The organism is Streptomyces sp. 1222.5 (genome assembly GCF_900105245.1).
Lineage (GTDB): Bacteria > Actinomycetota > Actinomycetes > Streptomycetales > Streptomycetaceae > Streptomyces > Streptomyces albidocamelliae.
In genome coordinates this window covers 964,793-982,545 of record NZ_FNSZ01000001.1, presented here as the reverse complement: position 1 = coordinate 982,545, position 17,753 = coordinate 964,793, and the positions used below count along the sequence as shown (strand labels likewise).

At 72.4% G+C, this 17,753-nt stretch carries 21 protein-coding genes and 1 pseudogene; 8 read left to right on the top strand and 14 right to left on the bottom strand.

Translation table 11 applies throughout. The features are described 5' to 3' along the window. Positions 1-81: 81 nt before the first annotated feature. Positions 82-693, top strand: coding sequence for a TetR/AcrR family transcriptional regulator (locus BLW57_RS04445; protein ID WP_371127773.1), 612 nt, complete (start codon positions 82-84; stop codon positions 691-693). Between the two features lie 70 nt (positions 694-763). Here the strand turns inward: BLW57_RS04445 and BLW57_RS04440 are convergent, their stop codons facing one another. Further along, on the bottom strand, positions 764-1,645 hold the full coding sequence (locus BLW57_RS04440; RefSeq protein ID WP_093472290.1) for a DMT family transporter: 882 nt from the start codon (positions 1,643-1,645) through the stop codon (positions 764-766). A 144-nt stretch (positions 1,646-1,789) separates the two neighbouring features. Here BLW57_RS04440 and BLW57_RS04435 point away from each other — a divergent pair, with 144 nt between their 5' ends. Further along, positions 1,790-2,209 (top strand): CBS domain-containing protein, encoded by a 420-nt coding sequence (locus BLW57_RS04435; protein WP_073890702.1) that lies wholly within the window; start codon positions 1,790-1,792, stop codon positions 2,207-2,209. Positions 2,210-2,296: 87 nt separating this feature from the next. On the opposite strand, the gene BLW57_RS04430 is transcribed toward BLW57_RS04435, so the two are convergent. The 11 genes and pseudogenes from BLW57_RS04430 to BLW57_RS04380 all read right to left on the bottom strand — a co-directional run bounded on the left by BLW57_RS04430 (position 2,297) and on the right by BLW57_RS04380 (position 10,190). Next, positions 2,297-2,848, bottom strand: a complete 552-nt coding sequence (locus BLW57_RS04430) for a hypothetical protein (RefSeq protein ID WP_093480524.1) — start codon at positions 2,846-2,848, stop codon at positions 2,297-2,299. A 33-nt stretch (positions 2,849-2,881) separates the two neighbouring features. Continuing rightward, positions 2,882-3,565 (bottom strand): annotated as a pseudogene (locus tag BLW57_RS04425) (hypothetical protein); the annotation flags it as partial. A gap of 64 nt (positions 3,566-3,629) precedes the next feature. Further along, positions 3,630-4,370 carry a YqjF family protein gene (locus tag BLW57_RS04420; RefSeq protein WP_093472288.1) on the bottom strand — a complete coding sequence of 247 codons (741 nt, stop codon included), beginning with the start codon at positions 4,368-4,370 and terminating at the stop codon, positions 3,630-3,632. A gap of 84 nt (positions 4,371-4,454) precedes the next feature. Further along, positions 4,455-4,730 carry a DUF4190 domain-containing protein gene (locus BLW57_RS04415; protein ID WP_073890699.1) on the bottom strand — a complete coding sequence of 92 codons (276 nt, stop codon included), beginning with the start codon at positions 4,728-4,730 and terminating at the stop codon, positions 4,455-4,457. A gap of 2 nt (positions 4,731-4,732) precedes the next feature. Further along, on the bottom strand, positions 4,733-4,897 hold the full coding sequence (locus BLW57_RS41240; RefSeq protein WP_093480523.1) for a hypothetical protein: 165 nt from the start codon (positions 4,895-4,897) through the stop codon (positions 4,733-4,735). Positions 4,898-5,066: 169 nt separating this feature from the next. Beyond that, positions 5,067-5,348 carry a hypothetical protein gene (locus BLW57_RS04405; protein ID WP_093472286.1) on the bottom strand — a complete coding sequence of 94 codons (282 nt, stop codon included), beginning with the start codon at positions 5,346-5,348 and terminating at the stop codon, positions 5,067-5,069. Positions 5,349-5,444: 96 nt separating this feature from the next. Further along, the gene (locus BLW57_RS04400) at positions 5,445-6,125 is read right to left on the bottom strand and encodes a maleylpyruvate isomerase N-terminal domain-containing protein (protein WP_093472284.1); all 681 of its coding nucleotides are present in this window, start codon (positions 6,123-6,125) and stop codon (positions 5,445-5,447) included. A 52-nt stretch (positions 6,126-6,177) separates the two neighbouring features. After that, on the bottom strand, positions 6,178-6,993 hold the full coding sequence (locus BLW57_RS04395) for an ABC transporter permease (protein ID WP_093472283.1): 816 nt from the start codon (positions 6,991-6,993) through the stop codon (positions 6,178-6,180). Positions 6,994-7,025: 32 nt separating this feature from the next. Then, a complete protein-coding gene (locus BLW57_RS04390) occupies positions 7,026-7,919 on the bottom strand; it encodes an ABC transporter permease (RefSeq protein WP_093472281.1) in 894 nt (297 codons plus the stop codon). Positions 7,920-7,922: 3 nt separating this feature from the next. Beyond that, positions 7,923-9,122, bottom strand: coding sequence for an ABC transporter substrate-binding protein (locus BLW57_RS04385; RefSeq protein ID WP_093472279.1), 1,200 nt, complete (start codon positions 9,120-9,122; stop codon positions 7,923-7,925). 36 nt (positions 9,123-9,158) lie between these two features. Then, the gene (locus BLW57_RS04380; RefSeq protein WP_093472278.1) at positions 9,159-10,190 is read right to left on the bottom strand and encodes an ABC transporter ATP-binding protein; all 1,032 of its coding nucleotides are present in this window, start codon (positions 10,188-10,190) and stop codon (positions 9,159-9,161) included. A gap of 110 nt (positions 10,191-10,300) precedes the next feature. Here BLW57_RS04380 and BLW57_RS04375 point away from each other — a divergent pair, with 110 nt between their 5' ends. The 4 genes from BLW57_RS04375 (at position 10,301) to BLW57_RS04360 (ending at position 12,898) form a co-directional block, all read left to right on the top strand. After that, positions 10,301-11,041, top strand: a complete 741-nt coding sequence (locus tag BLW57_RS04375; RefSeq protein WP_093480522.1) for a FadR/GntR family transcriptional regulator — start codon at positions 10,301-10,303, stop codon at positions 11,039-11,041. A 37-nt stretch (positions 11,042-11,078) separates the two neighbouring features. Next, entirely contained in the window at positions 11,079-11,840 is a 762-nt protein-coding gene (locus BLW57_RS04370) for a cache domain-containing protein (protein ID WP_093472276.1), read from the top strand. Between the two features lie 187 nt (positions 11,841-12,027). Further along, on the top strand, positions 12,028-12,429 hold the full coding sequence (locus BLW57_RS04365) for a hypothetical protein (protein ID WP_093472275.1): 402 nt from the start codon (positions 12,028-12,030) through the stop codon (positions 12,427-12,429). A gap of 43 nt (positions 12,430-12,472) precedes the next feature. Further along, positions 12,473-12,898, top strand: coding sequence for a hypothetical protein (locus BLW57_RS04360; RefSeq protein WP_093472273.1), 426 nt, complete (start codon positions 12,473-12,475; stop codon positions 12,896-12,898). Positions 12,899-12,995: 97 nt separating this feature from the next. Here BLW57_RS04360 and BLW57_RS04355 read toward each other — a convergent pair whose 3' ends face one another. Then, positions 12,996-13,646 (bottom strand): FMN-dependent NADH-azoreductase, encoded by a 651-nt coding sequence (locus tag BLW57_RS04355; protein WP_093472272.1) that lies wholly within the window; start codon positions 13,644-13,646, stop codon positions 12,996-12,998. 133 nt (positions 13,647-13,779) lie between these two features. On the opposite strand from BLW57_RS04355, the gene BLW57_RS04350 reads away from it, so the two are divergent. Further along, positions 13,780-14,172 carry a winged helix-turn-helix transcriptional regulator gene (locus tag BLW57_RS04350; protein ID WP_093472270.1) on the top strand — a complete coding sequence of 131 codons (393 nt, stop codon included), beginning with the start codon at positions 13,780-13,782 and terminating at the stop codon, positions 14,170-14,172. 207 nt (positions 14,173-14,379) lie between these two features. Next, positions 14,380-15,753 (top strand): S41 family peptidase, encoded by a 1,374-nt coding sequence (locus BLW57_RS04345; protein ID WP_093480521.1) that lies wholly within the window; start codon positions 14,380-14,382, stop codon positions 15,751-15,753. Between the two features lie 6 nt (positions 15,754-15,759). Here BLW57_RS04345 and BLW57_RS04340 read toward each other — a convergent pair whose 3' ends face one another. Beyond that, positions 15,760-17,238, bottom strand: coding sequence for a glutamate-cysteine ligase family protein (locus tag BLW57_RS04340; RefSeq protein ID WP_093472269.1), 1,479 nt, complete (start codon positions 17,236-17,238; stop codon positions 15,760-15,762). Positions 17,239-17,753 lie beyond the last annotated feature (515 nt).

The following is a 17,753-nucleotide window of genomic DNA, read 5'->3' as shown; positions in this document are numbered from 1 at the left end:
AGAGTCCTCCTGTATGAGTTAGTTGACTAACTAAGTCGAGAGGTTAGGACCCCCGGGTGATCGGTGTCTATGGTTAGTCAGGTGACTGACTCAAAATCTCCGGCGGGGGCCGAGGCGCGGTCGGGCCGGTCCGGCCGCGGCGGCAAGCGCGAGGCGCTGGTGCGGGCGGCCGTCCGGGTCTTCCACGAGCAGGGCGTGGAGAAGACCACTCTCGGCGACATCGCCCGCACGGCCGAGGTCCCGCTCGGCAACGTCTACTACTACTTCAAGACCAAGGACCAGCTGGTCGAGGCCGCCGTGGACGCCCACAGCGAGCAGCTCGACGCGCTCACGGCCCGTCTGGACGAGCTTCCCGATCCGGCCGCCAGGCTGAAGGCCCTGGTGGCCGGCTGGGTCGACCAGCGGGAGACGGCGGCGCGGTTCGGCTGTCCCTTCGGCACCCTCGCCACCGAACTCGACAAGCGGGACGACGGGCTGGATGTGGCCGCCGCCGAGGTCATGCGGGCACTGATCGACTGGGTGGAGTCCCAGTTCGCCCGGCTCGGCCGCGCGGACGCCGCCGCGCTCGCCGTCGAACTCGTCGCGGCCTACCAGGGCATGTCGGTCCTCACCAACACCCTGCGCGACCCCGGCTTGATGGCGGCCCAGGGGGAGCGGCTCCAGTCCTGGATCGACGGGATCGCGGGCGGGTAGGAAGGGCGCCGGGCCGGGACGGAGCAGATCAGGGGGCGTGCCGCACTCCCGCCTGAGCGCCGCACGTCGCTCACGTGGCCATGTGCCGCTCCTCCGCCGGGGCCGGCAGCACCACGATGCGCTGGACGGCCTTGCTCAGCACCAGGACGCCCGCGACGATCAGCAGCGCGCCGCCGGCCTCCGGCACGAGCCACCAGCCGGTGCGGATCCGCTCGGCGAACAGAAAGATGCCCAGGGTCAGGCTGACCACCGCGTCGCCGATGGTCAGCGCCGGCTGGGCGGCCGCGAGCGGACCGGCCTGGAGGGCGTTCTCCAGCAGGAGCACGGAGGCGACGCCGGCCAGCGCGAAGCCGTACGTCTGCCAGGACCGCAGGAACGCCGTGAAGCCCTGGTCGGCGAAGGTGCCGCTGGCCGATTTCAGGAGAGCGGCGGTCATCGCGTTGCCGATGGCGGAGGCGGCCGCCAGTAGTGCCGCACGCCGAGCGGGCGGGCGCCCCCGTCCGGCGAGGAGCACGGCGGCCGCCATCGCGCCCACACACAGGCACAGGGCCGGGATCCAGCGGACGAGCGGCGCGTGGTCGGTCGCGCCGTGCGGCGCGGCCGCGACGAGCAGGACGGCGAGGCCCGCCACGCAGCCGCCGACACCCCACCAGCCCGAGTGGGGGAGGCGCCGGTGCATCAGCGGGGCGGCGACGAGCAGGGCGAACGGCAGCTCCAGGATGAACAGCGGCTGCACCAGCGCGAGCGGGCCGTTGACCAGCGCCAGGCTCTGGAAGAGCGCGGCGCAGATGACCCCGGCCATGCCGATCACCCAGAAGGGCCGGTGGACCAGCTCCACGAGCAGCCGCAGACCACCGCGGCTGCTGGCCGAGGCCGCCTTCCGCTGGAACGCGGTGCCCACGGCGTTGCTCGCCGCTCCCGCGACGGCGAACGCCGCGGCCAGTTCGATCACGACGGTCTCCTGCCTGCCGGCGGATCTCCCGGGGAAGGCTCGGGGCTCCTCAGCCTACGAAAGGCGGCGCCGCCGCGCCGGGTCCGGCCGAATCCGGGGTACCTGCCCGACGAGGGCGCCGGGGCGAGGGACGAGGAGGAGCGCATGACGCAGGCGGTCCGCGAGATCATGACCTGCAATCCGATCACGGTGACGCCGGAGACCCCGGTCTGCGAGGTCGCCGTCCGCATGCGCGACGAGGACATCGGCGCGGTCCTCGTCTGCGCGGGCGACCGGCTGCGCGGCCTGGTCACCGACCGCGACCTGACCGTGCGCATCCTCGCCGACTGCGGGGACGTCACCGGACGAACGGTGGCCGAGGCGTGCAGCAGCGAGCTGGTCACCGTCGCGCCGGACGACGACGTCGACCGTGCCGTGCAGCTCATGCGCGGCAAGGCGCTGCGCCGGCTGCCGGTGGTCGAGGACGGGAGGGTGGTCGGCATCGTCGCCCTGGGCGACGTCGCTCTGGAGTACGACCCCGAGTCCACGCTGGGCCACATCAGCGCGGCCGTACCCACGCGCTGACACCCCGCCGGTACGAGCAGGACCCGGGAGCGGCGGGCCCGCCCGCAGGGCGTCCGGGGACGCGGTGGGCGCCGGGACGGTTTCCGGTCACGGTGTCACGCGGTCCGCCGTGCGCAGGGCCGTGTCCGCCTGACGCACCCGCCACTCCTCCACCGTGTCCTGCTGGCGCCGGGCCCGTTCGAGGAGGTCGTCGAGAAGCCGGGGGTCCAGGCGGTCGTCCGTCGCGGTCAGCCGGCGCAGGGTCTGCCAGCCGGCCGCCTTGCCCTCCACGGCCATGCGCAGCGCCTCCAGCTCCAGCACGGTGCTGAGCGGCGAGCGCCGTACCAGGCGGCCGTTGGCCTTGAGCCGGCTCGCGCGTTCGGCCGCCCAGCCCGCCCAGACCTTGTAGCGGCGTACGGAGACGTCCAGATCGCGCATGATGCCGAGCAGCGCGGCCCGGTCCTCCCTGATCTCGGCGGCGACGGGAGCGACGGCGCGGCCCAGTGCGGAGCCTCGGGTGGCGCGTGCCAGATGGGCGGCCCGCTCGACGCCCGCGGTGGCCCCGGCCAGGTGGTCGTTGAGATAGATGGCGAGCAGCTTCATGGCGGTACCGCGGGCCGACTCGGACGCGAGCGCGCGGTTCGGTGACGGGCCGTTCATGACGGGTCTCCTTCGTGGGGAGGGGCGGGGGAGCCCACGCCGTGTGCCGGTGGAGGGACGGGTCCGGCGACGTGGCGCGACCGGCGCGGCCGTGCCCACCGTCGTCGTGACACGCACCAGGCTGGGCGTACGGGGCGTCGAGCCGAACCCGAAGCGCACGGCGGGTTCGACGGGGGAGAGGCGGCCGAGGTCGCGCCCTTCGTGGACGGCGGTCGCCCCGGTGATCAGTCGCAGGTCGCGGGCGCCGTACCATTCGCGCCGTCCGCCGCCGGCGGTGCCGCGGGTGCGGGTGCCGAGCAGCACGCGGGCGAGCGGATCGGTCACCGCCGTCCAGGAGGGCCGGCCCGCGAGTGCTCCGGGCACCGCCCTGAGCAGCAGCCCCGGCACTCCTCTGCGGCCGACGGCCAGACGCAGCCGGAGCAGCGGGCCCGCGTCGACCGACCAGTGGTCACCGGTGACACGCACCAGCACCGGTACGACCCGGACCTCGTCGAAGGCGTAGGTGCCGGCGACGAAGTCCGCGATCCGCCGGGTGGGCGCCAGCAGGGTGCGGTGGCCGTCGGGCGTCTCGACCATCACGTCGCTGAACGGGCCGAAGGGAGAGCGGGGCCAGTGGCCGAGCACCAGACGGGTGCCCGACGTGGTGCCGACACCGGCGATCCAGCCGTCGAACCGCAGCCGGGCGGCCCGGGCGCCGCCGGGCCCGTGGGGGTTCATCCGCCCGGGCCGGGGTGCCGGCCCGCCACCGGTCCCACGCTCCGTGCCACGGCCCTGGGCGGGTTCACGGCCGTTCCCTTCCTGTCGCGGGGTGCGCCACGGGTGTCCTCGGTCCGGCCGGGTGCCCCCGGGCCGGCCGGACCGGATGCGAGACACCCAGGCGCACATCGCGCACCCCGTCGGAGAAGTGCGCGAGCGGTACGGCCGTGGGCGCGGGCAGCCCGGCCGCCCGGACGAGGGACTCCTCGACGACGTCGACGTGCGCTTCGCGCAGAGGCCAGGGCGCGTGTTCGACGGGCGTCTCCCACAGCACACCGCACCTGCGGGTGTACGCCCGCCACCGCGAGGTCAGCCACACGTCCCGGCGGGTGGGCCGGATCGGCTCGCCCGGGCGGACGGCCAGGCGATAGCGGGGGTGGCCGCCGCGCCGGGCACCGGTGTACTCCAGGGCCCCCGCGTGCCGGTTCAGCCGCAGGCGGCCCAGGTGGTAGGGCATCCCGACCGCGCGGGCGGCCAGCATCACCGGGGAGGCGACCTCGAGGGACAGGAACCACAGCCCGTCCCGGCCGTCGGGCCCGCGCACATAGGTGCGCAGGTTGGTCTCGGCGAACGGGCGCAGTGCGGCGCGGAACCCCGGTGGCCGCACACCGGCCATGACGAACGGCGTGAGACTCACCCACGCCGATCCGCCGAACGTGTCCACGGCGAGTCCGTCCGGCAGCAGGCGCTGGACCTGGTCGGGGGAGTAGGCCCAGTGCACGGACGTCTGGGTCAGCCAGTCGGCCCGCAGCTCGGGAACGTACACGCGTTGTTCAGGCCCGTACGAGACCACGGGCACCGACTCCCCCAGGGGCGGCCGCCGAAACCCGGCGCGCGGGTCACCGGGTGCTCAGCCGCCCCACACCGACCAGCTCGCCGTTCCCTGTCCGGCCGCCAGGAGGGCGAGGACGACCAGGTCGGCGACGCCCAGCCCCAGTCCCAGCCAGGCGCGGAAGCGGCGCGGGGTGTCCCGGCGCAGGGCGATGACGGCCAGCACGATGGCGATGGGGCCGAGAACGATGTTGAGGACGAGCAGCCCGACGAGGCCGAGGACGAAGGAGGCCACGGCCATGCCTTCGGTGTCCTGCCGGCCCGTCCGGCGCGAGGGTGGCGCGGTCAGCCGCATGGTCAGGCCCTCCTCGTCCGGTTGCGGCGCCGCCGCTCGCGTCCCGCGAAGACGACGAGCCAGCCGGCGATGAAGCAGCCGAGTAACAGGGCGACGGGCCAGGGGAGATAGGCGGCGGCCCCCACGACGATGCCCAGCAGGAGCAGGGCGACGACAAGGAAGAGCACGGTTACCTCCCCGGGCCGGTGGCCGTGGCCACGGTCGGCGGTCGCGAGCCCGGACGGCGTGGCGCCCTCTGCGGGCACTGTGTCAACGTGTTCATGACATCGCCGGTTACCCATGGGAAGCCTTCTCACGCAGCGGATCCGGCCGACTCCCGCTCCGGACCCGCGGGACTCAGGTGGCGCGTGTTCCGCCGCCCCGGCGGATACGGCCGAGCAGGTCCCGGTGGTAGGCCGCGAGTTGGCCCTGCGGCACCGGGGCGGGGCTGCCGCTGAGGGTGTACCAGGTGTCGCCGTCGGAGTGCTGGACGGCGACGCGCGCACTGCGGCCGTCCGACAGCAGGATCGTCGCGACGGTGAGATCGCCGGTGATGACGCCGACCTCTTCGGTCATCGCCCCGCCGGGACCCGCGGTGACCCGGTCGACGTAATTGTTGATGCTGGGAGGGTTGTTCATGGGGCGCAGGTTTCCATCTGTCCGCCCGGCATGCCCCGCACCGCGCAGATGTCGCCCACGGGTGTCCCCGTGTTGGGTGTGTGCCGCCGGCGGTCCTCAGCCGAACAGCGGGAACCGGTCCGCCGCCGGACCGAGGGCGGCGCGCTCGGCGTCGGTGAGGGCGGCCCGCCCGGTACCGGCGCGGGCGTAGTGCGCGTCGCCCCATTCCGGCGGGGCGGGCCGGCCGAGCAGGCCGTCCAGGACGGCACGCACCGCGGCCAGCCCCTCGGCGGAGGGTCCGGGGGCGGAGGGCAACCGCACGGTCATGTCGAGGTGGTGGACGGTCGCCTCCACCGCGAGCGTGTCGATCAGGTCCGCGGCGGTCAGCACGTGCCCCTGGGTGGCCACGCGCCGCGCGGGATCGGCCGCGTCCGCCGCGTGCACGGCCGCCGCCAGCGTGTCCAGATACAGCCTCCGCAACTGGCCGAAGTCCAGGAACATGCTCGCGTTCACCCGCACCCACCGCCGCCCGTTCGCCGCCCCGGTGGTGTTCGGCCGCCAGTCCCGCCAGTACGTCACCGCGTCCCGGTCGGTGTCCCCGTCCGCCGGCGTGTGCAGCGCCACCAGCCCGCGCTGGGCGTCCTGCAGGCAGTGGAAGACGAGATCCCGAACGGCCCATCCCGTACAGCCGGTCGGCAGCCACGACTCGTCGTCCCCGAGCCCCGCGACCACGGCGGCGGAGGCCTCGTAGGCCGCCCGCAGTGTCCGCGCCGGAGGTGTGGGGTGCGCTGTGCTCATGGGGTCCTCCCGTCGTGGCGGACGATCCGTCGTCGGCCGGCCATGGTTCCCCTCATACCCGGCTCGCCGTCGCCGTGTCGGCGGACAGACGCTGGGCGACGTAGATCGGGATCACCGACAGCAGGACCAGGACGGCGGCCACGACGTTCACCACCGGCGCCTGCTGCGGGCGGGTCATGTTGCCGAAGATCCAGATGGGGAGGGTCTCGATGCCGGGTCCCGCGGTGAAGGTCGTGACGACGATCTCGTCGAAGGACAGGGCGAAGGCGAGCAGGCCGCCCGCCAGCAGGGCGGAGCGGACCAGGGGGAAGGTCACGTCGGCGAACGCGCGGAACGAGGTCGCGCCGAGGTCCATGGCCGCCTCCTCGTAGGAGGCCGCCGTGCGCCGCAGCCGTGCCACCACGTTGTTGAACACCACGACGATACAGAACGTGGCGTGCCCGACGATCACCGTGAACAGCCCGAGACCCACTCCGAGGGGCTCCAGCACCGTGCTGAAGGCCGAGTTGAGGGCGATGCCCGTGACGATGCCGGGCAGCGCGATCGGCAGCACGACGACGAAGGAGACGGTGCCCCGGCCGAAGAAGCGGTGGCGGGCGACGGCGAAAGCCACGAGCGTGCCCAGGACGAGCGCGATCGCGGTGGCACCCAGCCCCGCCTTCACCGAGACCCACAGGGCGTCGCGGGCACCGGAGTTGTGCAGCGCCACCGACCACCAGCGCACGGTGAGCCCCGGCGGCGGCCAGCTCGCGCTGCGGTCCGGGTTCAGGGAGTTGACGAGGACGAGCAGGAGCGGGACGTAGATCACCGCGAAACCGAGCCCGGCGCCGATGCGCAGGGCGACGCGCGCGGTACGGCTGAGATGCATGGCGCTCTTCTTCTCCAGGCGTTCGGGGCGGGCTACAGGCTGTTCAGGGCGCCCGTGCGGCGGATCGCCAGCAGGTACACGACGATCACGACCACGGGTACGGTGCCCAGCGCGGCGGCCATGGGCAGGTTCAGCTCGATGTTGGAGTACACGAGGTTGCCGATCAGCTGCGTCTTGCCGCCGACGATCTGCACGGTGATGTAGTCACCGAGGCTGAGCGAGAAGGTGAAGACCGAGCCGGCCGCCACCGAGGGCAGCACCATCGGCAAAACCACCGACCGAAAGGTCCGCCCGGCCCGCGCCCCGAGGTCGGCCGACGCGTCGAGCAGATTGGCCGGGAGCTGCTCCAGGGCGGTGTGGATCGGCAGGATCATGTACGGCAGCCACAGGTAGGTCAGCGTGAGGATTGTCGCCGGCAGTCCGAAGCCGGGACCGCTCAGTCCGAGCGGGGCCAGCATCCAGTCGGCGAGCCCGCCCTCGGACAGGATCAGCCGCCACGCGTACACCTTGACCAGGTAACTCGCCCACAGCGGGGTGAGGACGGCCACCACGAGCAGGGGGTGCAGGCGCGGCCGGGCCACGCGGGCCGTGTAGAAGGCGACCGGGAAGGCGATGAGGGCGCACAACGCGGTCACCGCGAGCGCGACGCCCACACTGCGCAGGATCACCTGACGGAAGACCGGGGTGGTGAACAGCTCGTGGAAGTTGTCCGTCGACCAGACCTTGACCACCTGCGAGGTGAAGGAGTCGGTCGTCCAGAACGCCGAGACGAACAGGACCGCCAGGGAGCCGAGGTAGAGCACGGCCAGCCACAGCAGCGGCGCGGTGAGCAGGAGGGTCAGCCGCAGCCGGGGCCTGCGGTGGAGCGTTCCGGCGAGCCGCCGGACGGTTCCCCGGCCGGCGGCGGTCGTCACTTCGGTCGTCACGGCTCAGCCCTTGATCTCGGTCCAGGCCTGCACCCACTTGGCGTACGGCACGCAACGGACGTCCTTGCGGCCGTCGAGGCACTGCTCGATGGGCGTGTTCCAGAAGGCGATCCGCTTCCAGTAGTTCTCGTCGGCCGCGTGGTAGACCGTGCAGAAGTGCTTGTCGCTGGTCCGCGCGCACGCCTTGGAGTTGGCCGGGGCCTCGCCGAAGTACTCGGCGACCTGGGCGTTGACCTCGGGCGAGACGATCCAGTCGAGCCATTTGTAGGCGCAGTTGGGGTGGGCGGCCTTCGCGGAGACCATCCAGGTGTCGGACCAGCCGGTCGAACCCTCCTTCGGCACCAGCGCCTTGACCTTGGCGCCCTCGGAGGCCGTGAGGCCGGCGATGACCTGCCAGGTGGTGCCGACGACCGAGTCACCGCTCTTGAAGGCGGAGACCTCCTTGAGGTAGTCGCTCCAGTACTCGCCGATGTCCGCGTTCTGCTGTTCGAGCAGGGCCACGGCCGCGTCGAACTGCTTCTGGTCGAGGGCGTAGGGGTTCTCGATCTTCAACTCGGGTTTGGTGGCCTTCAGGTACAGGGCCGCGTCGGCGATGTAGATGGGCGAGTCGTACGCGGTGACGTGTCCCTTGTGACGCCCGGCGTCGTCGAACACGGCGGACCAGGAGGTGGGCGCGGGCTTCACCTTCTCGGTGTTGTACATCAGCAGGTTGGCGCCCCGGCCGTGCGGGATGCCGTACATGCGGCCCTTCACGGAGTTCCAGGCGCCGTTCTTCAACCCGCTGAAGACGTCCTTGTAGTTGGGGACGAGGGCGGTGTTGACCGGGGCCGCGTCCCCGGAGGCGATCAGCCGCAGGGAGGCGTCGCCGGAGGCGGAGACGGCGTCGTACTGGCCGGTCTTCATCAGCTTGACCATCTCGTCCGAGCTGGCGGCGACTTTGGAGTGAACCTGACATCCTGTCTGCTTCTCGAAGTCGCTGACCCAGTCGACCTTCGGGTCGTTCGAGCCGTCCTCGACGTAGCCGGCCCAGGCGATCAGATTGACCTGGCCCTCCGTCTTCCCGAGCTTCGTCGGGGCCTTGAGGTCGGGCGGGTTGAGCCCGGTGGCGGAGGACCCGCCGGAACCGGAGGAGGAGCCGCAGGCGGCGGCGAGCAGCAGCGCGGCGGCCGCGGCGGCGGCACGCGAGACGCGGGTGGGACGCACGACGTTCTCCAGGGGGACGTAGAGGTGGGGGAGGGTTCAGGAGGGCAGGGGGACGGCGTGCCGGCGGTGCCACTGCAGGCGGACCCGGGTGCCGCGATAGGCGGCGACGTCCTCGGAGGAGGTCTCCAGGTTCTGCTGCAGCGCGGTGATCCGCCCGCCGCCGTCGAGGTCGACCAGGAAGCGGGTGGCGTCGCCGAGGTAGACGACCTCGGCGACGGTGCCGGTGGCGGTCGTGTGCTCCGGCTCGTCCGCCTCGGCGGACTCCTTCAGCACGCGGATCTTCTCCGGCCGGATGTTGTAGGTGCCGGGACTGCCGACGATCCGGTGGGCGCTCTCGCCTTCCAGCAGGTTGGAGGTGCCGACGAAGGAGGCGACGAACGGGGTCGCCGGGCGTTCGTAGATCTCCGCGGGCGTGCCGACCTGGGCGATGCGGCCCTGGTCGAAGACGGCGATGCGGTCGCTCATCGTCAGGGCCTCCTCCTGGTCGTGGGTGACGAAGACGAAGGTGATCCCCACCTCCCGCTGGATGGCCTTGAGTTCGACCTGCATCTGCTCGCGCAGCTTGAGGTCGAGGGCGCCGAGCGGCTCGTCCAGCAGCAGCACGCGGGGCCGGCCGACCAGGGCGCGGGCGAGCGCGACGCGCTGGCGCTGCCCGCCGGAGAGCTGGGCGGGCCGCCGCTGGCCGTAGCCCTCGAGGCGGACCTCCGCGAGCGCCTTGCGGGCTCTGACGAGGCGTTCGGCCTTCGGCACCTTGCGGATCCGGAGTCCGTAGGCGACGTTCTGCTCGACCGTCATGTGCGGGAAGAGGGCGTAGTCCTGGAAGACGGTGTGCACGTCCCGTTCGAACGGGGCGAGGCCGGTGACCTCCTGTCCGGCGAGTTCTATCCGGCCCTGGTCGGGCGACTCGAACCCGGCGACGAGCCGCAGGACCGTCGTCTTCCCGGAGCCGGACGGGCCGAGCATCGAGAAGAACTCCCCGTCCCGGATCTCCAGGTCGACCCCGGCCACCGCGGTCGTCCCGCCGAAGGACTTCCGCAGGTCCCGCAGCCGGATCGCAATTCCCTCCATGGGGGAACCTTTCTGGCGCGCTGTACGTTGACAGTAAACATATGAAGTCATAGTTCAAAGCTCAAGGGCCCCTTAGGGTAAAGCTTGAGTCAACGCACGAGGTGGTGGCCGTGAGGCAGCACGGGATCGACGGCGGCGCCCGCAAGGCCGTCTTCAGCCCGGTGGACAACCGGGCCCGCGTGGACGCCGTCGTCCGCCGCATCGGCGACGCCATCGAGCTGGGCCTCCTGGCCGACGGCGAGCAGCTTCCGGGCGAGACCGAACTCGCCGGACAGCTCGGGGTCTCCACCGTGACCCTGCGCGAGGCGCTCATGGCCCTGCGGCAGCAGGGCCTCGTCACCACCCGCCGGGGCCGGGGCGGCGGCAGCTTCGTCTCCCTGCCCGAAGTCCCCGCCGACGACCGCCTCAAGGCACGGCTGCGCGGCTGGAGCACCGAGGAGCTGCGCGATCTGGGCGACCACTGGGCCGCCCTGTCCGGTGCCGCGGCCCGCCTCGCCGCCCAGCGCACCGAACCCGAGGAACTGGACCCCCTGCGCCGTACGGCCGAGGACCTGGCACACGCCGGGGACGCGGGCGCGCGCAGCCGGCTGTACGGCCGCTTCCACGTCGAACTCGCCGCGGCGGCCCAGTCCGCCCGGCTCACCCGTGAACAGGTCGCGCTGCAGAGCGAGGTGGGGGCGCTGCTCTGCCTCGTCCTCGCCGACGACGCATATCGTGAAGAAGTTGCGGAACGTCACCGCACCGTGATCTCCGCCGTGCAGGATGGGGCCCACGAATCGGCCGGCACGCTGGCCGAGCGGTGCGTCAGGGACGCCGCGGCGCGACTCGTCGCCGTACGCCTGTCCCTCTGACCGCGCCGCGTCCGGTTCCCGTGCGCTGGAGGACACCATGGGCGTCAGCTCCGGGCCGGCCACCCTCGGCACGGACACCGAGACGTGGGTGGCCGAACAGGTGGGCGGTGCGCTGGAGGCGGTCTTCGACGCGGTCGCGGCGACCCGCGCGGACACGGCGGCCCTGCTCGGCCGGGCGACCACCGACGGCCGCCGCCCCATCAGCGCCGACCTCGCCGCCCTCCGCCCGGGACTGCACCTGCGCCTGACCCGCGAGGAACTCGTCTCCGGCGCCGGATTCGTCGTCGCGCCGGGCCTGTTGGCCGACGTGCCCGCCTGGCTCGAGTGGTGGCAGTCGAACGCCGACGGCGAGGTGCGCCCGCTCGTCCTGGACCTCGACCCGGGCCACTCCGCGTACTCCGACTACACCCACTGGGACTGGTTCGCGCTGCCCCGCGACACCGGCCGCCGGGCCGTGGCCGGACCGTACGTCGACTACCTCTGCTCCGACGAGTACAGCCTCACCCTGTCCGAACCGGTGTGCGTCCAGGGACGGTTCGCCGGAGTGGCCGCGGCCGACGTCTACCTGCGGCACTTCGAGGCCGCCGTCCTGCCCCTGCTGCGGCGCCTGGGCCGCCCCGCCCGCCTGGTCAACGCCCGCGGCCGGGTCGCCGCCTCCACCGACCCCGCCCATCTGGCCGGCTCCCTCACCAAGGGTCCCGACTTCGGCGAACTCCTCGCCGAGGGGCGGCCCGGCACGTACGACGGCATGCGCCTGGTGCCGTGCCGTGGGATCCCCCTGGTGCTCGTCCTGGCGTGAGGCGCCGGCTCCCCGCCCCCTGAGAAGGGCCCCGGTCCGTTCCCGCCCGCCGTCGGCGCGCCCGGAAGAAGTCGTGGACGCCGCAGTCATACGGCAGGGCCGCCCGGGGGGTCCCTCCGGCGACAGCGACCCGCCCCGCCCCCGCGTCCCCGCGGCACGCCGAGGAGCGCCCCGGAACAGGAGAGCCATGACGACCAGCCTTCGTACGACCGGACGCGCCCTGCGCGGCACGCTGTCGGCCGGTGCCGTAGCCGCCGCCGCTGTGGTGCCCCTGCTGTGTGCGGCACCGGCGCAGGCGACCACGAGCGACACCAGCGTGTACGTGTGGGCGACGGGCGTGAACGTCCGGGCCTGCCCGCAGGTGTCCTCCGCGTGCCCGCCGATCAGCCACGCGCAGATCGGGAAGCGGTGGGTCACGGCCTTCTGTCAGCGCACCGGCAGTGAGGTGACGGACGGCCCGTACCGCAACAACTGGTGGGTCCAGGTCGACGCGGGCGGACCCATCGGCTGGATCAGCGCGGTCTACGTGCGCGGCGGCGGCAACGACGAACCGGTTCCCGGGCTGCCGACGGACAGTGACTGTCGCTGACCGCGTCGACCGCCGGCCGTGTGTGAAGGAAAGGACATCCGCGGTGACCTCGAAGATCACGACCCGCTCGTTCGTGTCACGGCTCCCCGTGCGCGCCCTGCTCGCCGCCCTGCTCGGCATGGTCGCCCTGCTGGGCGTCGCGCCGGGCCCGGCCCGGGCCGCGGCCTCGGGCGGCACGGTGCACATCTGGGGAAGTCAGGTGAGGGTGCGCCAGTGCGCGAGCACCACCTGCGGTCTGGCGAGCAGTGAGCGGCTGACGAACGTCCAGGTGTACGCCTACTGCCAGCGCTGGGGCGACCGGGTGGCCGACGGGCCCTACTACAACCACTACTGGGTGGAGATCGTCACTTCGCAGGGCTGGCTCGGCTGGGTGAGCGCCGTCTACGTCAGCGGAGGCTCCAACGACGGTCCGGTCCCGGGTGTCCCGACCGAGACCGACAGCAGCCCCGTCTACTGCGAATACCCGTAGGCGGTAACCCGGACGCGGCCGAGCCGCGAGCCCCGAGCTCCGGACACGCCACCGGCCCGCGCACCGCGACCGCCGCGGTGCCCGGGCCGGCCGGCGGTCAGGCCGCGGCGCGCCCGGCGAGCGCCTTCGCCTTCGCGGCCGCCTCCTCGAAGGCGCGGTCGCGGGAGGCCTCGAACAGCGGGACCAGCTCGGCCATCGCCGGGTTGAGCGGGGCCATGGTCAGCTCCGGGACGATGAAGTCGACGTCGAGACCGAGAGCGGTGCCGAGGACGGCGGACAGGTAGTTCTGCACGTACTCGAACGGCTCACGCGGGGTGCCCGGCGCGTAGGAGCCGCCCCGGCTGGCGACGACCGTCACCGGGGTGCCCTTGGCGGACTGCGCCTCGCCCGCCGTACGGCCCAACAGGATCACGTTGTCCAGCCAGGCCTTGAGGGTCGAGGGGATCGAGAAGTTGTACATCGGGGCGCCGATCAGCACGGCGTCCGCCCGCTCCAGTTCCTCGATCAGCTTGACGCGTTCGGCGAAGGCGGCGGCCTGTCCGGGGGTGTGGGCGGCCGGGTCGGCGAACCCGGCGAAGTGCGCGTCCGCGGTGATGTGTGCGACGGGCTGTGCGGCCAGGTCGTGGTAGACGACCGTGCCTTCCGGGTGCTGCTCCTGCCAGTGCGCGCGGAAGGCCGCCGTGACGGCGCGCGAGGAGGACGCCTCGCCGGAGGACACGGAGGAGTCGATGTGCAGCAGGGTGGCCATGGGGATCTCCAGAAAGCGGGAAGGGGCAGCCCGGTGCCCCGACGACAACGGGCTGATGTTTCGTACTCGACTATGTCTAACACAGGGACTTACTTTTTTTCATCCCCCTACCTCGGGGTAGTACCCTGATCCCATGGCGGCAGACCAGAACCACGACAGCGCGGCGTGCAAGCGGGTGGACGAGGGCATCACCCGCGTCTTCCAGTTGCTCGGAAAACGATGGAGCGGCCCGATCGTGGCGGTCCTGGTCGAACAGCCCGCGCACTTCGCCGACCTGCGCCGGGCCGTCCCCGGCATCAGCGAACGCATGCTGTCCGACCGCCTGGCGGAACTCGGTGCCGCCGGTCTCGTCCTGCGCGAGGTCGACGAGGGCCCGCCGCTGCGCGTCTCCTACCGGCTGACCGGCGCAGGGGCCGCCCTGGAACCCGCGCTCAAGGAGCTCGCCGAGTGGGCGAAGGTCCATCTGCCGGACGCCGGACCGTGTACCGGCCTGGACCGGGAGCGGCCGGCCGGCGCGACTGCCTAGCCCGGCCCACCATGGATCACGGGGTGCCGCCGAGCTGCGTGACGTCGAACTGAGCCTGGTGGGGACCGCCTCTTTCCGTACAACTCCTGCGCGGTGCCGCTCCGTCGGCGGGCGGTTGGCCGGTGACCCGAGGATGCGGACCGGTGGCCGGGGGTGCGGGCGTCGGTCACCCTGGTGGCCCGTGATCCCGTACCGGAAGGACTGATCGTGCGCATCGTCATGGCCGTCGCCGCCGCCCTGACCCTCGCCGCCGGAGCCGTACCGGCCACGGCCGCCGAGCGACCCGGACCGCCCGGCACCGACGGGGTGTGGCGCACGGACGGATACGGCACCGTCCTCGTCCTCGGCGGGGGAGCGCTGCGCGAGTACCAGACGACGTCCCTGACCTGTGTCAGGGGCGACACCGCGCGGCGCACCGGGCCCGGTACCTACACGACGGCGGCCGGCACCGTCCTGACCGTACGGACCACGCACGACCCGGACCGAGCCCGGCTCACCGCCGACACCTCGACGGGCCACCGGCGGCTGCGCCGGCTGCCGGCCCTTCCCGCCGCCTGCGCGCGGCCGGCGGCCACCGACCCGCGCACGTCCTTCGACATCCTCTGGCAGACCTTCGAGGAGAACTACCCGTTCTTCGCGCGAAAGGGCGTCGACTGGCACGCCGTACGGGACCGCTACCGGCCGCAGGTCCACCGGGACACCACCGGTGACCAGCTGTTCGAGATCTTCAGCCGGATGCTCCGTCCCCTGTACGACGCCCATGTCGCGCTGCGGTACGGCGACCGCGTCCTCAGCGAGATACGCCCCGGCACCGCGCGGCCTACCCCGGAACTGGACGCCAGGACCAAGGAGTTCGTCGTCGCCCGGGACCTCCGGCCGGCCTCCGGCCGCCAGGACTTCGGCGCGGGCCGGATCACCTACGCCGACCTGCGGGGCGATCTCGGCTACCTGCGGATCTCCGGCTTCGGTGGCTACACCGGCGAGGACGCGCCACATTCCGCCGAACGGGCCGCACTGGACCGGGCGTTGGACACCGTCCTCACCCGCGACCGCACCCGGCGCCTGCGCGGCCTGATCATCGACCTGCGCGTCAACGACGGCGGCTCCGACACGCTCGGCATCCGCGTCGCCGAGCGGCTGACCGACCCGCCTTACACCGCCTACGCGAAACGCGCCCGCAACCACCCGGCCGACCCCGCCCGGCACACGCGGCCCGAACCCGTACGGGTCCACCCGGCCCGCGCACCCCGCTACGGCGGCCCCATCGCCGTACTCACCGGCGGATCGACGGTCAGCGCGGGCGAGACCTTCACCCAGGCGCTGATGGACCGGCCCGGCCGTACCGTGCGCATCGGACAGTCCACCCAGGGCGTCTTCTCGGACGTGCTGGTCCGCCACCTCCCCGACGGCATGCTCTTCGCCCTGCCGAACGAGGAGTACCTGACCCGCACGGGCCGCACCTTCGACGGCGCCGGCATCCCGCCGCAACTGGCCGAACCGGTCTTCACCGAGGAGGAGTTCGCGCAGAACCGGGACTCGGCGTTCGACCGGGCGGTGCGCCTCCTGGCGAGGCACCGCTGACCGGGGTCAGTCCACCGGCCAGGTGTGTGCCGGGGCGTTGAGGTGCATGTAGTCCATGTACAGCTGTGCCATCCGCCGCAGCGCCTCATGACGGCCGGTACGCCCGGTCGTCTCGAAACGTTGGAACATCTCCTTCTGCCACACGGCTCCGTTGCGCGCCGTCACACAGCGCTGCTCGATGATCCCGAGCAGTGGCTCCCGCCACGCCGCGTCCATGCCCGAGTGTTCCAGGCCGCGGTGCGCGAGCGGCAGCAGCCTGCGCAGCACCAGCTCCGGTACCGGCACCTCGCCCATCCCGGGCCAGTACAGGAGGGCGTCGATGCCGTTCCGGGCGGCGTTGTGCAGGTTGTCCTCGGCGGCCGCGAAGGACATCCGCGACCACACCGGCCGGTCCTCCTCCACCAGGGCCCGGGTGAGCCCGTAGTAGAAGGCGCCGTTGGCGAGGGTGTCGGCGACGGTCGGCCCGGCCGGCAGCACCCGGTTCTCCACGCGGATGTGCGGCACGTCGTGGGCGACGGCGTAGACGGGCCGGTTCCAGCGGTAGATGGTGCCGTTGTGCAAGGTGAGCTCGCCCAGCTCGGGGATGTCACCGCGGTCCAGGGTCTCCGCCGGGTTCTGTTCGTCGCACAGCGGCAGGAGTGCCGGGAAGTAGCGCAGGTTCTCCTCGAACAGGTCGAAGACGCTGTTGATCCAGCGCTCGCCGAACCACACCCGGGGCCGCACCCCCTGGACCTTGATCTCCTCCGGGCGGGTGTCCGTGGCCTGCTCGAACAGCGGGATACGGGTCTCGTGCCACAGTTCCTTGCCGAACAGGAACGGCGCGTTCGCGGCCAGCGCCACCTGGACGCCGGAGATGGCCTGCGCCGCGTTCCAGTACGGGGCGAACTCCTCCGGTGACACCTGGAGATGGAACTGCGTGCTCGTGCAGGCGGCCTCCGGGGTGATGGTGTCCGCGTAGGTCCGCAGCCGGTCGACGCCGTCGATCTCGATGCGCAGATCCTCGCCCCGGGCCGCGAACACCTGGTCGTTGAGCAGCCGGTAGCGGGGGTTCTCCGACAGTGAGTCCTCCCCGATGTCCTGCTGCCGCAGGGTGGGGAGGATGCCGACCATGATCAGCCGGGTGCCGACCGACCGGGCGCGCTCGTCGGCGTGGTTGAGCGCAGCGCGGATCTCCGACTCCCAGGCGTCCGGGCCGCCCGCCGTGAGGCGCCGCGGCGGGACGTTGATCTCCAGGTTGAACCGGCCCAGCTCGGTGGACCAGGCGGGATCGGAGATGGCCTCCAGCACGTCGCTGTTGCGCATGGCCGGCTCGGCGTCGTCGTCCACCAGGTTCAGCTCGATCTCCAGGCCGACCTGGGGCCGCTCGGACTCGAACCGTTCGTCGCGCAGCATCTGGGCCAGTACGTCCAGGCATTCCTGCATCTTGATCCGGTACCGGCGGCGGTCCTCGCGGGTGAAGACGAGCGCCGGGACGTCCCGTCCCATCGGCCCTCCAGGAATCCCCTCGTCGGGCACCTCTCCCCCCCAAGCGTCGCACCATCGCGCGAACCGCACCAAGCGGATGGCGACCGGACCGGGGTGATCAAGGGGCATGCATGCGGACCGGCCGGAAGCCTGGATTCCTGATTCGTGCCTGCTCATACGGCATCTCCGCCTTCCGTCACAAGATCACTTATGAGTAGGGTGCGGAGTGAGGAGCCGGCGGGGTTTCCACGGCAGCCGCGTGACCTGACCGGACGGAGTGCTGGCGGTCGACGGCATGGGCGGCGTGGGCGAGTCCGCGTCGGCTGTGCACGCCGCGCACCTGCTGACCGCCGCCATTCCCCGGTGGCCAATTCCCCGTGTGGATCTCGCGGCGCGCGATCGTGGCGCCGGACAACGCCGATGACGCCGATCACGTGCACGATCTGCTGCCCGGTGCCGGACAGAGCCTCGTCGTGATCACCAGCCGGGCCGTCAGGGTGGCCGCCGCGCGCGGCGACTGCGTCCGCTCCATCGTC